Source organism: Streptomyces endophyticus (assembly GCF_035798155.1).
GTDB classification, from domain to species: domain Bacteria; phylum Actinomycetota; class Actinomycetes; order Streptomycetales; family Streptomycetaceae; genus Streptomyces; species Streptomyces endophyticus.
This window is the reverse complement of record NZ_JAOZYC010000207.1, coordinates 43891-57347: the sequence shown is the minus strand read 5'-3', so window position 1 is coordinate 57347 and position 13457 is coordinate 43891. Positions and strand designations below refer to the sequence as shown.

The window sequence follows — 13457 nt, the reverse complement described above, 5'->3', positions numbered from 1 at the left end:
GTGATCGAACCGCACCCATCCGTGACGACCCGAGGCCCCAGGCCCCTGGGCGGCCCGGTCCGGTCCCCGCTCCCGGTGAAGCCGGGCACCGGCCGCTTCCTCGTCCTCGCGGGAGTCTTCGTCTGTGCGGCCTGCGGACTGGTGTACGAGCTCGAACTGGTGGCGCTCGCCTCGTACTTGATGGGGGACTCGGTCACCCAGGCCTCCGTCGTGCTCTCCGTCATGGTCTTCGCGATGGGCCTCGGCTCGCTCGCCGCCAAGCGGCTGCGGCTGCGCGCCGCGGTCGGCTTCGGGATGATCGAGGCGCTGCTCGCGCTGGTCGGTGGTTGCAGTGCCATGGCGCTGTACGCGGTGTTCGCGTGGACCGGGGACTGGGGCGGGGCCTGGGTGGACGGGCCGCGCTGGCTGCTCGTCGGGTTCTCGCTGGCCATCGGGGTGCTGATCGGGGCGGAGGTGCCGCTGCTGATGGTGCTGATCCAGCGGATCCGGCGGCAGGACGCGGGCGGGGCCGTGGCCGACCTGTTCGCGGCGGACTATGTGGGCGCGCTGGTCGGCGGACTGGCGTTCCCCTTCCTGCTGTTGCCGCTGCTCGGGCAGTTGACCGGGGCGCTGCTCACCGGGGCGGTCAACGCGGTGGCGGGGGCGGTGCTCGTCCTCGGCCTGTTCCGGCGGGACCTGAGCAGGCGCGCCCGCTGGCTGCTGATCGTCGCGAACGTCACGGTGCTCGGCGTGCTCGCCACGTCCTGGGTCCTCGTCGACGACTTCGAGCGGGCGGCGCGGCACGCGCTGTTCGGGGCGGATGTGCGGGTCGCCGTGCAGACCGGGGTGCAGGAGGTCGTGCTGACGGGTGGTGGGCGGCGTCCCCCGTCGCTCTACCTCGACGGGCGGCTGCGGGCCGACGGGCGGGAACGGGGCCGTCCCTACCGGCAGTTCCTCGGCCCCGCGCTGCACGGCGGTCCGCGTGCGCGGGTCCTGATCCTCGGCGGGGGTGACGGCCTCGCCGCGCGTGAGGCGCTGCGCGCCCGTGGGGTGCGGCGCGTGGACGTCGTCGACCCCGACCCGGCGGTGGTGCACCTGGCCCGGACCGATCCGGGGCTGAGCGAGTTGAACGGGCGGGCGCTCGGGGATCCGCGGGTGCGGGTGGTGACGGGGGACGTGTTCGCGTGGCTGCGGAGCGCTCCGCGGGCGCTGCCGTACGACGTGGTGGTGTGCGATCTGCCCGACCCCGACAGCACGGCGAGCACGAAGCTGTACTCGCAGGAGTTCTACGGGTTGGTGGGGCGGGTTCTCACGGACCGGGGGCGAGTGGTGGCGCGGGTGGGGCGCGGCGCGGCGCCGCTGGGAACGGCCGCCGCGACGGTGCGCTCCGCGGGGTTGCGGGCGGTGGCGTATCGCGGCGACGGGGGTGTGGGGTTCGTGCTGGCGGGATGGGTCCGGCCGGGGCCTCCGGCGGGTGAGCGGTTGGTGCGGACGGGGCACGGGAGCGTGCCGTCGACGTTGGTGCATCCCCGGTTCGGCGACTAGCGCGGGGCGGGGGGCGTCGTGGTGTTGCGCGGCGGCGGGGTTGTGGGGCTGTGCCGGGGTGGGGCCTGGGGTGCTGGTTCGCGGCGCCGGGGTTGTGGCGGGTGTGCCGGGGCGGGGGCTCGTCGTGCGTGTTGCGCGGCGCCGGGGTTCTGGGGCTGTGCCGGGGTGGCGACTGTCGTCACGGATTCGCGGGGCCGGGGTTTTGAGGGGGCCGGGGTGGGGCCTGGGGTGCTGGTTCGCGGGGCCGTGCCTTTCCCGGCTGCGCCGGGCCCCGCTCGTCTCCCACCCGCCCGCCCCCTCCGGGGGCTCCGGCCCCCCGTGGTGATGCTTGTTGCGCGGCGGCGGCCGGCCGGCCCGGGTAACCAGGACCGTCGGCGCCGCGGCACGACCCCCCGGGCTCGGCCGCAGGCCAGTAGCACAGGACCACCCCGCTACGTTGGAAAGTCGAAAGGTGGACGGCGAAGGGGGTACACGTGAGCGATGAGGTCGCTAGGCTCGGCGGCATGGAGCATGAGGTGTTCGTTCCGGTTCCGGCGGAGTCCCTGCGGGCGGTGCTCTGCGATCCCCAACGTGTCGACCGGGCCCTGCCCGGCTTCCAGCGTGACGCCTCCGGTGGCGGCGGCCGCCTGAAGGTACGTATCGGCGGGCACACCATCACGTACCGCGGCAGCGTCACCGTGACGCAGTCGGCGGACGGCTCCTTCGCCGTGACGGGTGAAGGCAGCGAGGCCCGCGGCGCGGGAGGCGTGAAGTTCGCCCTGACCGCCCGGGTCGCCGCGGCGTCCGGCGGCTCCGCGGTCACGTTCTCCGGCACCGGCTCAGGCGACGGCCGGGTCGCGGAACTGCCGCGCGAGGCCGTGACATCGGCGACGCACCGGCTGCTGAACCGTTTCGCGGGGAACCTGGGAGCGACCGGCCAGGAGCCGGGCTCGGACCCCGACGAGAACGAGAACACGAGTGGGGACGCGGGCGAGGACGCGGGTGAGGACACCCGTGAGGGCTCGGGCGAAGGCCCCGCCAACGACACGGTCGAGGGCTCGGGCGAAGGCTCCGTCGACGACACCCGTGAGAGCTCGGGCGAAGGCCCCCTCGACGACACGCGTGAGGGCTCGGGCGAAGGCCCCGCCGACGACACGGTCGAGGGCTCCGGCAGCAGCCCGGTCGCCGGCCCCGCCGAGGGCGAGGTCGAAGGTGAACGGGCCGAGGCCCTCGCCCCCACCGAAGACCACTCCTCCGTCTTCGACACCGAGATTCCGCCGCCGTCCCTCGACCCCGACCCGGACCTCGCCGCCGGACCCGAATCCGACCTCCCGGCGGAGCCGGTCGCCGCGCACGCCCGGCGCACGATGATCGGCCGCAGCGCGGAGGAGGTCGACCACGCGCCGCCGCGCGGCCGGTACGCCCCCGTGCCCGCCCCCGAAGGCGTCACGACCAGCGCCACGCTGCGCTGGGCCGCCCCCGCGGCCGCCGTCGCGCTCGCCTCGGCGATCGTCGTCGGCCGGGCCCTGCGCAGGCGCCGGTAGCCGTACCCCGCATAGGCTCAGTGGTCGTGACGACACAGGAGACGACCCTGACCGCGGGCGACGCGGAAGTGACCGTGGCGCCGGGCAACGGCTGCCGTATCAGCAGCCTGAAGATTTCCGGTACCGAACTGCTGCGGCAGGGCGAGAAGTACGGCTGCTTCCCGATGGTGCCGTGGTGCGGCCGCATCAGGGACGGGCAGTTCCGGGACGGCGGCCACACCCACCAGATGCCGCTGAACTCCCCGCCGCACGCCATCCACGGCTTCGGCCGGAACGCCGAGTGGACCACCGCGCGCGCCACCCGCACCGAGGCCGCCTTCACGTACGACCTCACCGACCCCTGGCCGTACAGCGGACGCGTCACGCAGCTCGTCTCGCTCGCCGAGAACTCGCTGACCCTGTCGCTCGGCGTCGAGACGTACGGCGACTCGTTCCCGGCGCAGGCCGGCTGGCACCCCTGGTTCAACCGGACGATCACCGACGGCGGCAGCAGCGTGCAGATCGCCTTCGACCCGGCCTGGCAGGAGGAGCGCGGCGCGGACCACCTGCCGACCGGCAAGCGCATCGAGGCCACCCCGGGCCCCTGGGACGACTGCTTCGGGATGCCCGAGGGCGTCGACGTCATGCTGTCCTGGCCGGGCGCCCTCCAGGTCGAGGTGAAGAGCCCCGAGCAGTGGGTCGTCGTCTACGACGAGCAGGACGCGGCCGTCTGCGTCGAACCGCAGACCGGGCCCCCGAACGGCCTGAACACCGCGCCGCGCCTGGTCACCCCGGTGGAGCCGCTGGAGGCGAGCACGACCTGGACCTGGAGCCACCTGTAAAACCGGTCCCCACCGGGCCCCCTTAAGCTCATAGGCATGACGACGAACGACGTGCGCGACGCGCTGCTGACGCAGATCAAGAACAAGGCCGTGGTGCACGGCAAGGTGACGCTCTCCTCCGGAATCGAGGCCGACTACTACGTCGACCTGCGCCGCGTCACCCTCGACGGCGAGGCCGCCCCGCTGGTCGGCCAGGTGCTGCTCGACCTGGCCAGCGAGCACGGCCTTGAGTTCGACGCGGTCGGCGGCCTCACCATGGGCGCCGACCCGGTCGCGGGCGCGATGCTGCACGCGTCGGCCGCGCGCGGCGAGCGGCTCGACGCGTTCGTCGTCCGCAAGGCCGCCAAGGCGCACGGCATGCAGAAGCGCGTGGAGGGCCCGGAGATCAAGGGCCGTCGCGTGCTCGTCGTCGAGGACACGTCCACGACCGGCGGCTCCCCGCTGGAGGCCGTCCAGGCGGTGCGCGAGGCCGGGGCCGAGGTCGTCGGCGTCGCGACCATCGTGGACCGGGCCACCGGTGCCGCCGAGAAGATCACCGAGGGCGCCGGGGTGCCGTACCTCTTCGCGTTCTCGAAGGACGAGCTCGGCCTGGACTGAGGCCCTGTCCGAGGCCCGGAACCCCCGGAACCTTCGCCGGGCTGGAGCATTCGCGCAAGTCTGGAAAGATGGGGTCGACGATGATGTCACCCCTTGACGCTTGGTGAGGGTCGCCGAGAACCACGACCACCACACCCGCAACCCGCGCTTTACGAGGAGACGGCAGATGGCCATCGCAACCCCGGACCAGTACAACGAGATGCTCGACCGGGCCAAGGCGGGGAAGTTCGCCTACCCGGCCATCAACGTCTCGTCGACGCAGACCCTGAACGCGGCGCTTCAGGGCTTCGCCGAGGCCGAGTCCGACGGCATCATCCAGATCTCCACCGGTGGCGCCGAGTACCTGTCGGGCCAGGGCGTGAAGGACATGGTCGTCGGCGCCGAGGCGCTCGCCGAGTTCGCGCACGTCGCCGCCGCGCGCTACGGCAACAAGATCGCGCTGCACACCGACCACTGCCCCAAGGGCAAGCTGGACGGCTACGTGCGCCCGCTGCTCGACATCTCCGCCAGGCGCGTCGAGGCCGGCGGCCTGCCGCTGTTCCAGTCGCACATGTGGGACGGCTCGGCCGAGACCCTCAAGGACAACCTGGAGATCGCCCAGGAGCTGCTCGCCAAGGCCAAGGCCGCGAACATCATCCTGGAGATCGAGATCACCCCGACCGGTGGTGAGGAGGACGGCGTCTCGCACGAGATCAACGACAACCTCTACACCACGGTCGACGACGCGCTGCGCACCGCCGAGGCGCTCGGCCTGGGCGAGAAGGGCCGCTACCTGCTGGCCGCCTCGTTCGGCAACGTGCACGGCGTGTACAAGCCGGGCAACGTCGTGCTCCGTCCCGACCTGCTCAAGGACCTGAACGAGGGCGTCGCCGCGAAGTACGGTCAGCCGGCCGGCTCGAAGCCGTTCGACTTCGTCTTCCACGGCGGCTCCGGCTCCACGGTCGAGGAGATCACCACCGCGCTCGAGAACGGCGTCGTGAAGATGAACCTCGACACCGACACCCAGTACGCCTTCACGCGGCCGATCGCGGGCCACATGTTCGAGAACTACGACGGCGTCCTGAAGGTCGACGGCGAGGTCGGCAACAAGAAGACGTACGACCCGCGCGTGTGGGGCAAGAAGGCCGAGGCGAGCATGACCGCCCGCATCGTCCAGGCCTGCGAGAACCTGCGCTCGACGGGTACGCGCATCAAGTAGTCCTGCGCTAGTCCTTCGCTCGTCCTTCCGCTTGTCCTTCCGCTCACGGGCCCGGCGTCCCCCTCGGGGAGCCGGGCCCGTGGCATGTCACGAGGGCGCCCGACGGGAAGCGGTGCGGGCGCGGCACACTTGACCCCATGAACCTTCACGAGAACCTCCTCGGCGGCCCGCCCCCGACCCAGCTCCCGGACGACCCGGAGCCGCGCGAGCTCCTCGCGTCCGGCACGGCCCCTGCGGACGTCGCCGCGAAGTACCCGACCTCCTCGATCGCCTGGGCGCAGCTCGCCGACGACGCGTTCGAGCGCGGCAGCGTCGTCGAGTCGTACGCCTACGCCCGTACCGGCTACCACCGCGGCCTCGACTCGCTGCGCCGTGCCGGCTGGAAGGGCCACGGCCCGGTGCCGTGGGAGCACGAGCCCAACCGCGGCTTCCTGCGCGCGCTGCACGCCCTCGCGCGGGCCGCGGGCACGATCGGTGAGCAGGAGGAGTACGAGCGCTGCACGCAGTTCCTGAAGGACTCATCGGAGTCGGCCGCGCAGACGCTGACCTGAGACCTCCTCGCGCGGTGCGGCCCGCCCGGTCCTTTGTGACCAGGCGGGCCTTGCCGTTTGCGGGCACGATTACGGAGGATGCAGTCGGGGACCGGGGCCCCGTGTCGGTAACGGCAGGGCGGACCGCTACCCGGAGTACACATCAGGAGACAGCGATGTCCCACGACGCGGATCACGAGGCGGAAGCTCCCGCCACCCCGCATCTCGACTTCGCGGGCACCACGCCCTACGAGGACTACGTCCAGGCCGACGTCCTCACCCACCTCCAGCACCTGCGCTCGGACGATCCCGGCGAGATGGTCTTCCTGGTCACCACCCAGGTCATGGAGCTGTGGTTCACCGTCATCGTGCACGAGTGGGAGACGGCCGCCCGCGCGCTCGGCAGCGACGACGTGCCGACCGCGGTGGCGGCGCTGAAACGTTCCGTGCGCGAGCTGGACGCGCTCAACGCCTCGTGGCGGCCGCTCGGCCAGCTCACTCCGGCCCAGTTCAACTCGTACCGGGCCGCGCTCGGCGAGGGCAGCGGCTTCCAGTCGGCGATGTACCGGCGCATGGAGTTTCTGCTCGGCGACAAGTCGGCGTCGATGCTGGTGCCGCACCGCGGCGCGCACCGGGTGCACGCCGAGCTGGAGAAGGCGCTGCAGGAGCCGAGCCTGTACGACGAGGTGCTGCGGCTGCTCGCCCGGCGCGGGCACGCGGTGCCGCGGGCCGTCCTCGACCGTGATGTGTCGCTCAAGTACGAGCCGTCGGCGGAGGTTGAGGCGGTGTGGACGCGCCTGTACGCCGGTGACGAGAACGACGAACTCGCCCGTCTGGGCGAGGCGTTGACCGACGTCGCCGAGCTGGTGTGGCGCTGGCGCAACGATCACCTGGTGGCCACGCGGCGCGCCATGGGCGCGAAGACGGGCACGGGTGGCTCCGCCGGTGTGGCCTGGCTGGAGAAGCGGGCGGGCAGGAACGTGTTCCCCGAGCTGTGGACGGCGAGGTCCCATGTCTGATCTGTACGAGCGGGCGCGCGAGCTGGATGCCAAGGACCAACTCGCAGGTGTGCGCGGTGACTTCGTCCTCGACGACGAGGGTGTCTACCTGGACGGGAACTCGCTGGGCGCGCTGCCCGCGAACGTGCCGGGGCGGGTCGACGACGTCGTGCGCCGGCAGTGGGGCGAGCTGCGGATCCGGTCCTGGACCGAGTCGGGGTGGTGGACCGCGCCCGAGCGGATCGGGGACGTGATCGCTCCGCTCGTGGGCGCGGCCAGTGGTCAGGTCGTGGTCGGCGACTCCACAAGTGTCAATGTTTTCAAGGCACTTGTGGGCGCGGTACGGCTGGTGGGCGGTCCGGAGGCCGGGCGTGACGAGATCCTCGTCGACGCGGCGACGTTCCCCACCGACGGCTATATCGCCGCTTCGGCGGCCCGGATGACGGGCTGTGCGGTGCGTGCGGTGGAGCCGGGAGAGGTGCGGGGCGCGCTGTCGTCCCGTACGGCGGCGGTGCTGTTGAACCACGTCGACTACCGCAGCGGCCGGCTGCACGACCTGCCGTCGCTGACGGCGGCGATCCGGGCGGCGGGCGCGGTCTCGGTGTGGGACCTGTGCCACAGCGCGGGCGCGCTGCCGGTCGGGCTCGACGCGCACGGGGTCGACCTCGCCGTCGGCTGCACGTACAAGTTCCTGAACGGGGGCCCGGGTTCACCCGCGTACCTGTATGTGCGGCGCGAGCACCAGGCCGCCTTCGACTCGCCGCTGCCGGGCTGGAACTCGCACGCCGAGCCGTTCGGGATGCGTTCCGAGTACGAGGCCGCGGACGGGGTCGTGCGGGGCCGGGTCGGTACGCCGGACATCCTGTCGATGCTGGCGTTGGAGGCGGCGCTGGAGGTCTGGTCGCGCCCCGACGTCTCGGTCGACGCGGTGCGGGCCAAGTCCCTCGCCCTGACGGACTTCTTCCTGGAGTGCGTCGAGGCGTACGTTCCTGGGGGGCGGGTCGAGGTGGTGACGCCGGGTGCGCACGGGGAGCGGGGGAGTCAGGTGGCGTTGCGGTGTGCGGATGCGGGGGACGTGATGGGGCGGTTGATCGCGGCGGGGGTCGTCGGTGACTTCCGGGCGCCGGATGTTCTGCGCTTTGGCTTTACGCCGCTGTATCTGTCTTTCGCGGATGTGGAGCGGGCGGCGAGGGGGCTGGCGCGGGAATTGGGGTAGCGCCACGGGGCTCCGCCCCGGACCCCGCTGCTCAATCGCCGCAGGGGCTCAAAATGCGTACGCGCCCGCGACCGCCGCCGCCACTGTCGCCCTCACGGAGCGGGTCGCGTCCGCTTCCGTGGGGGCCGTGGCGGTGGTCAGCAGGCGGTAGTAGAGCGGGGCGGACACCGCGCGGATGACCTCCGACGGGTCCGTGCCGCGCGGCAATTCGCCGCGCTTCACCGCCTGTTCCACGCACGGTGCCCACTCGGCCACCCGGACCTCGTAGAAATGGGCGAGGGCCGATGCCGTGCGCGGGTCGCAGGCGGCCGCGGCGATCACCGCGTGGAACAGGGGGCCCTGCCGGGGGTCCGCCAGCGTGCGTTGCACAAGGTGTGCGTTGGCGGTCAGATCTCCGTGCAGGGTTCCCGTCTCGGTGCGGGGGAGCGACTCCTGCGCCATCTGGTCGAGGAGGTCGGCGACGAGGCCCGTGGGGGAACCCCACCGCCGGTACACGGTCGTCTTGCCGACGTCCGCGCGCCGCGCGATGTCGCCCAGGTCGAGCCGGTCGAAGCCGTGCTCGGCGAGGACGTCGCCCGCCGCGTCGAGCACCGCCGCGCGGACGCGGGCCGTGCGACCGCCGGGGCGGAGCGTGCCGGGTTCGTGCGCATCGGTCGGGTTACCGGTCATGACCGCCAGGGTAACGGTACGAAGGAACCGTTTGTGCGGTCACTGTACGTGTTGACGCACGTCACGGGCCTGGTAGCGTCCGCATACCCGTAACCGCAAGTTCCGCTCGATGTCGAGAGGTTGGAGCATGTCAGACCCCGACAAGTCCGGCGCCACCCGCGAGGAGGCGGAGGAGGCGTCGGCCTTCTCGCACCCTGCCGTGCCGCCGGACGTCAGCGCCGCGTACGGCGATCACCCGGATCAGATCGTCGACTTCTACGCCCCGAGGGACGGGTCGACCGCGGCCCCGCTCGTCGTGGTCCTGCACGGCGGCGCGTGGCGGGCGCCGTACGACCGGCAGTACCTGACCCCGTTCTGCGACTTCCTCGCGCGGCGTGGGTTCGCCGTCGCCAACGTCGAGTACCGGCGTGGTCCGGGCACAGCGGTGCCGCACCAGGGGGTCGAGGGGCCCGTCGCCGGGCGCTGGCCGGAGACCTTCGACGACGTGGCGGCCGCGCTCGACGCGATGCCCGCGCTCGCCGCCGCGCACCTGCCGTCGGCCGACCCGCGCCGCACCATCGTCACCGGGCACTCGGCGGGCGGCCAGCTCGCGTTGTGGGCGGGGGCCCGGCACGTGCTGCCGGAGGGCGCGCCCTGGCGCACCCCGGACTCGGCGGCACTGCGCGGCGTCGTCGCCATCGCCCCGCTCGCGGGCTTCGTGCTCGCCGAGGAGCTCGGGGTCTGCGGCGGCGCGTGCGTCCAACTCCTGGGCAGTATGCGGGAGTTGTTCGACGAGCGTCGTCCGTACGCGGACCCCGTGGAGCTGTTGCCGACCGGCGTCGCGACGACCGTGGTCCAGGGGCGTACGGACACGACCATCCCGGTCGAGCTGGCCGAGGCGTACGCGGACGCGGCGGCGAAGGCCGGCGAGGTCGTGGGCGTCACGTTCCTGGAGGAGGTCGGCCACTTCCCGGTGATCGACCCGGCGGCGGACGCCTGCGCGGTGGTCGCGGAGGAGATCGCGCAACTGGCCTGGTGACCGTGGGGTGCGGGCGGCCCTAGTCCTTGCGACGGACGCCGCCGAACCCTCCTCCGTGCGGACGCGGGGCGGTGCCCCCGCGACCTACCGTGAGTGCCATGACCGACACGACCATCATCCAGGGCCCGCGCGAGCACAGCCCCGAGATAAATCTCGCGAAGGCGGCGCTGCGGGGGCTGCGCGAGGACCTGTTCCGGGGGGTGCTCACGTACCGGCCGCTGCCCCGGGCGGGCACGGACGGGCCGTGGGCCCGGCAGTTCCCCGAGCGCTTCCGCAGGCACCTGGGGCTGCTGCCGCACGCCGTCGTGCTCGGCCTGGCCGGGCTCACGCTGATCACGGGCATGGCGAGCTACGGCGCCCTCGACGACAGCTTCTTCGCCCTCGTCGCCGGGCTGCTGGCTTCGGTCCCCGTGGCGCTCACCCTGCTCCGCCCGGTCCTCGCCTTCTGGCTCTCGCTGGGGGCCGCCCCGCTCCTGGTCTGGGCGACGAGCGACGACCTCTACCCGTGGTCGGGCGGCAGCATCATGGGCCACACGATCGTGCTGATGGTGGTCGCGGCGCGCACCCGGCCGCGTACGGCGGCCTGGATGTGGGCCCTGTCCACGCTGTACTCGCTGCTCTCCGCGGCGGTCTTCGGCGGTCTGGACGGCGGCATCGCCGTCCCGATGGCGGTGCTCTCCGGCATCGGGGTCGGGATCGTCGCGCTCGTCCAGGTCAACCGCACCGCGCGGCGCCAGGTCGTCCAGGAGCGCACGGTCACCGCCGTCGAGCGGGACCGGCGCACGCTCCTGGAGGAGCGCACGAACATCGCGCGCGAGCTGCACGACGTGGTGGCGCACCACATGTCGGTCGTCGCCATTCAGGCGGAGGCGGCGCCCTACCGGGTCGAGAACCCGCCGCCCGAGCTGGAGCAGGCGTTCGTCACGATCCGGGAGAACGCGGTGGCGGCCCTCACCGAACTGCGCCGCGTCCTCGGGGTCGTACGGGCCGAGGACTATGAGGCGCCCGACGCCCCGCAGCCCACGCTCGCCGACCTCGACAGGCTCCTGGAGAACGTGCGGGAGGCGGGCCTGACCGTGACGCGGACGGTGACGGGCGCGGCCCGTGAACTCCCGCAGGGCGTCGAGCTGTCGGCGTACCGGATCGTGCAGGAGGCGCTGAGCAACGCGCTGCGGCACGCTCCGGGCTCGCAGGCCGCGGTCGAGGTGTCGTACGTCCTCGGGGGCCTCGGCCTCAGGATCGTCAACGGCCCGTCGACCGGACTGATCAAGCCGAGCCCCGGCGCCGGACACGGCCTCACGGGCATGCGCGAACGCGTCTCCATGCTCGACGGCGAGATGACGGCGGACGGAACGGCCGACGGCGGGTACGAGGTGACGGTCTTCATCCCCGTCGCCCGGGCCGCGGCCACCGGGACGGAGGACGAGGCGTGATCAGGGTCCTGGTCGCCGACGACCAGATGATGGTCCGCGAGGGCTTCTCGGTCCTGCTGAACGCCATGCCGGACTTCGAGGTCGTCGGCGAGGCGGTCAACGGCGTGGAGGCCATCGCCAAGGTCCGCGAACTCCGTCCCGACGTCGTCCTGATGGACATCCGGATGCCGGAGCTGAACGGCATCGAGGCAACCCGCGAGATCGTCGCGGCGGACGCGGGCACGAAGGTGCTCGTCCTGACCACCTTCGACCTGGACGAGTACGTGTACCAGGCGCTGCGGGCCGGGGCCTCCGGCTTCCTCCTCAAGGACGCCTCCGCGCGCGAACTCGCCGACGGGGTACGGGTGGTGGCGAGCGGCGAGGCCCTCCTCGCGCCGACCGTGACCCGCCGCCTGATCACCGAGTTCGCCAAGCTGTCCGAGACGTCGAGGATCCCGGCGGGGCGGCAGGCGGGCGCGTACGGGGAGCTGACCGAGCGCGAGACGGAGGTGCTCGTCCTGATCGCGCAGGGCCTGTCGAACATCGAGATCGCGGAGCGGCTCGTGGTCGCCGAGTCGACGATCAAGACGCATGTGAGCCGGGTCCTGGTGAAGCTGGGCCTGCGCGACCGGACGCAGGCGGCGGTGTTCGCGTACGAGGCACGTCTGGTCACGCCGGGGTGAGCGGGGCTAGCGTCCGTTCATGGATGGCGCTGCGTTTGATCCCTGGTCCCCGGCCTTCGTCGCCGACCCGTACCCCGCCTACGCGGACCTGCGCGCGGCCGGCCGGGTCCACTGGTTCGAGCCGTCGAACCAGTATCTGATCCCGCACCACGCCGACGTCTCGGCGCTCCTGCGCGACCGCCGCCTGGGCCGCACCTACCAACACCGTTACGCCCACGAGGACTTCGGCCGTACGGCCCCGCCACCCGAGCACGAGCCGTTCCACACCCTCAACGACCACGGCATGCTCGACCTCGAACCCCCGGACCACACGCGCATCCGCCGCCTGGTGTCGAAGGCGTTCACGCCGGGCACGGTGCGTCAACTCCAGGCCTACGTAGAGAAGTTGGCGGGCAAGCTGGTCTCCGGTCTGGTGGCCGACGGTGGCGGCGACCTGCTCACCGCGGTCGCCGAACCGCTCCCGGTGGCCGTCATCGCCGAGATGCTCGGCATCCCCGAGTCGGACCGGGCGCCGCTGCGGCCGTGGTCGGCGGCGATCTGCGGCATGTACGAGCTGAACCCGTCGGCGGAGACGGCGCGGGCGGCGGTCGCCGCGTCACTCGAATTCACCGAGTATCTACGGGAGTTGATCGCGGAACGCCGCGCCCGTCCCGCCGACGACCTCATCTCCGGCCTGATCGCCGCGCACGACGACGAGGGCGGCGACGAGGACGGTGCCCGCCCTACCCGCCTCACCGAGCAGGAGATGATCTCCACCTGCGTCCTGCTCCTCAACGCGGGCCACGAGGCCACGGTCAACGCGACCGTGAACGGCTGGTGGGCCCTCTTCCGCCACCCCGATCAACTGGCGGCCCTGCGCGCGGACCACTCCCTGGTCCCCACCGCGGTCGAGGAGCTGATGCGCTACGACACCCCGCTCCAGCTCTTCGAACGCTGGGTGCTCGACGAGATCGAGGTGGCCGGCACCACGATCCCGGCCGGCTCGGAGGTGGCCCTCCTCTTCGGTTCGGCCAATCACGACCCGGCGGTCTTCACCGACCCGGCCCGCCTGGACCTGGCCCGCCCGGACAACCCCCACATCTCCTTCTCCGCGGGCATCCACTACTGCATCGGCGCCCCGCTCGCCCGGATCGAACTCGCCGCGTCCATGCGGGCGTTGCTGACGCAGGCGCCGACGCTGCGGCTCGCATCGGAGCCGCAGCGCAAGCCGAACTTCGTGATCCGGGGGTTGGAGGGGCTCACCGTGGAGCTGTGAGAGGAGCTGTGAG

Annotated in this window: 13 protein-coding genes; 12 read left to right on the top strand and 1 reads right to left on the bottom strand. The window is 72.5% G+C overall.

Going from position 1 to position 13457, the window contains the following annotated elements:
• From OKJ99_RS41875 to kynU, 8 genes are all read left to right on the top strand, one after another.
• Positions 1–1524, top strand: coding sequence for a polyamine aminopropyltransferase (locus tag OKJ99_RS41875; RefSeq protein ID WP_407700876.1), 1524 nt, complete (start codon positions 1–3; stop codon positions 1522–1524).
• Positions 1525–2027: 503 nt separating this feature from the next.
• Positions 2028–3047 carry an SRPBCC domain-containing protein gene (locus OKJ99_RS41870; RefSeq protein ID WP_326023899.1) on the top strand — a complete coding sequence of 340 codons (1020 nt, stop codon included), beginning with the start codon at positions 2028–2030 and terminating at the stop codon, positions 3045–3047.
• Between the two features lie 26 nt (positions 3048–3073).
• Positions 3074–3868 (top strand): aldose epimerase family protein, encoded by a 795-nt coding sequence (locus OKJ99_RS41865; RefSeq protein ID WP_326023898.1) that lies wholly within the window; start codon positions 3074–3076, stop codon positions 3866–3868.
• Positions 3869–3904: 36 nt separating this feature from the next.
• Complete coding sequence (gene pyrE / locus OKJ99_RS41860) at positions 3905–4465, top strand: orotate phosphoribosyltransferase (protein WP_326023897.1); 561 nt, start codon at positions 3905–3907, stop codon at positions 4463–4465.
• A gap of 166 nt (positions 4466–4631) precedes the next feature.
• Positions 4632–5663 (top strand): class II fructose-bisphosphate aldolase, encoded by a 1032-nt coding sequence (gene fbaA / locus OKJ99_RS41855; protein WP_326023896.1) that lies wholly within the window; start codon positions 4632–4634, stop codon positions 5661–5663.
• A 137-nt stretch (positions 5664–5800) separates the two neighbouring features.
• Positions 5801–6214: a DUF3151 domain-containing protein gene (locus tag OKJ99_RS41850; protein ID WP_326023895.1), complete on the top strand. Its 414-nt coding sequence runs from the start codon at positions 5801–5803 to the stop codon at positions 6212–6214.
• A gap of 155 nt (positions 6215–6369) precedes the next feature.
• Positions 6370–7212, top strand: a complete 843-nt coding sequence (locus OKJ99_RS41845) for a tryptophan 2,3-dioxygenase family protein (RefSeq protein WP_326023894.1) — start codon at positions 6370–6372, stop codon at positions 7210–7212.
• Complete coding sequence (gene kynU, locus OKJ99_RS41840; RefSeq protein ID WP_326023893.1) at positions 7205–8407, top strand: kynureninase; 1203 nt, start codon at positions 7205–7207, stop codon at positions 8405–8407. The genes OKJ99_RS41845 and kynU overlap by 8 nt, the downstream gene beginning before the upstream one ends.
• 48 nt (positions 8408–8455) lie before the next feature.
• Here the strand turns inward: kynU and OKJ99_RS41835 are convergent, their stop codons facing one another.
• On the bottom strand, positions 8456–9076 hold the full coding sequence (locus OKJ99_RS41835) for a TetR/AcrR family transcriptional regulator (RefSeq protein WP_326023891.1): 621 nt from the start codon (positions 9074–9076) through the stop codon (positions 8456–8458).
• A 127-nt stretch (positions 9077–9203) separates the two neighbouring features.
• Here OKJ99_RS41835 and OKJ99_RS41830 point away from each other — a divergent pair, with 127 nt between their 5' ends.
• The 4 genes from OKJ99_RS41830 to OKJ99_RS41815 all read left to right on the top strand — a co-directional run bounded on the left by OKJ99_RS41830 (position 9204) and on the right by OKJ99_RS41815 (position 13444).
• Complete coding sequence (locus tag OKJ99_RS41830) at positions 9204–10094, top strand: alpha/beta hydrolase (protein ID WP_326023889.1); 891 nt, start codon at positions 9204–9206, stop codon at positions 10092–10094.
• Between the two features lie 98 nt (positions 10095–10192).
• Complete coding sequence (locus OKJ99_RS41825; protein ID WP_326023887.1) at positions 10193–11527, top strand: sensor histidine kinase; 1335 nt, start codon at positions 10193–10195, stop codon at positions 11525–11527.
• On the top strand, positions 11524–12189 hold the full coding sequence (locus OKJ99_RS41820; RefSeq protein ID WP_326023886.1) for a response regulator transcription factor: 666 nt from the start codon (positions 11524–11526) through the stop codon (positions 12187–12189). The genes OKJ99_RS41825 and OKJ99_RS41820 overlap by 4 nt, the downstream gene beginning before the upstream one ends.
• Before the next feature lie 19 nt (positions 12190–12208).
• The gene (locus OKJ99_RS41815; RefSeq protein ID WP_326023885.1) at positions 12209–13444 is read left to right on the top strand and encodes a cytochrome P450; all 1236 of its coding nucleotides are present in this window, start codon (positions 12209–12211) and stop codon (positions 13442–13444) included.
• Positions 13445–13457 lie beyond the last annotated feature (13 nt).

Coding starts and splice junctions, on each gene's coding strand:
- OKJ99_RS41830 (WP_326023889.1), top strand. CDS start 9,204: ATGTCAGACCCCGACAAGTCCGGCGCCACCCGCGAGGAGGCGGAGGAG.
- fbaA (WP_326023896.1), top strand. CDS start 4,632: ATGGCCATCGCAACCCCGGACCAGTACAACGAGATGCTCGACCGGGCC.
- OKJ99_RS41870 (WP_326023899.1), top strand. CDS start 2,028: ATGGAGCATGAGGTGTTCGTTCCGGTTCCGGCGGAGTCCCTGCGGGCG.
- OKJ99_RS41845 (WP_326023894.1), top strand. CDS start 6,370: ATGTCCCACGACGCGGATCACGAGGCGGAAGCTCCCGCCACCCCGCAT.
- OKJ99_RS41835 (WP_326023891.1), bottom strand. CDS start 9,076: ATGACCGGTAACCCGACCGATGCGCACGAACCCGGCACGCTCCGCCCC.
- OKJ99_RS41815 (WP_326023885.1), top strand. CDS start 12,209: ATGGATGGCGCTGCGTTTGATCCCTGGTCCCCGGCCTTCGTCGCCGAC.
- OKJ99_RS41850 (WP_326023895.1), top strand. CDS start 5,801: ATGAACCTTCACGAGAACCTCCTCGGCGGCCCGCCCCCGACCCAGCTC.
- kynU (WP_326023893.1), top strand. CDS start 7,205: ATGTCTGATCTGTACGAGCGGGCGCGCGAGCTGGATGCCAAGGACCAA.
- pyrE (WP_326023897.1), top strand. CDS start 3,905: ATGACGACGAACGACGTGCGCGACGCGCTGCTGACGCAGATCAAGAAC.
- OKJ99_RS41825 (WP_326023887.1), top strand. CDS start 10,193: ATGACCGACACGACCATCATCCAGGGCCCGCGCGAGCACAGCCCCGAG.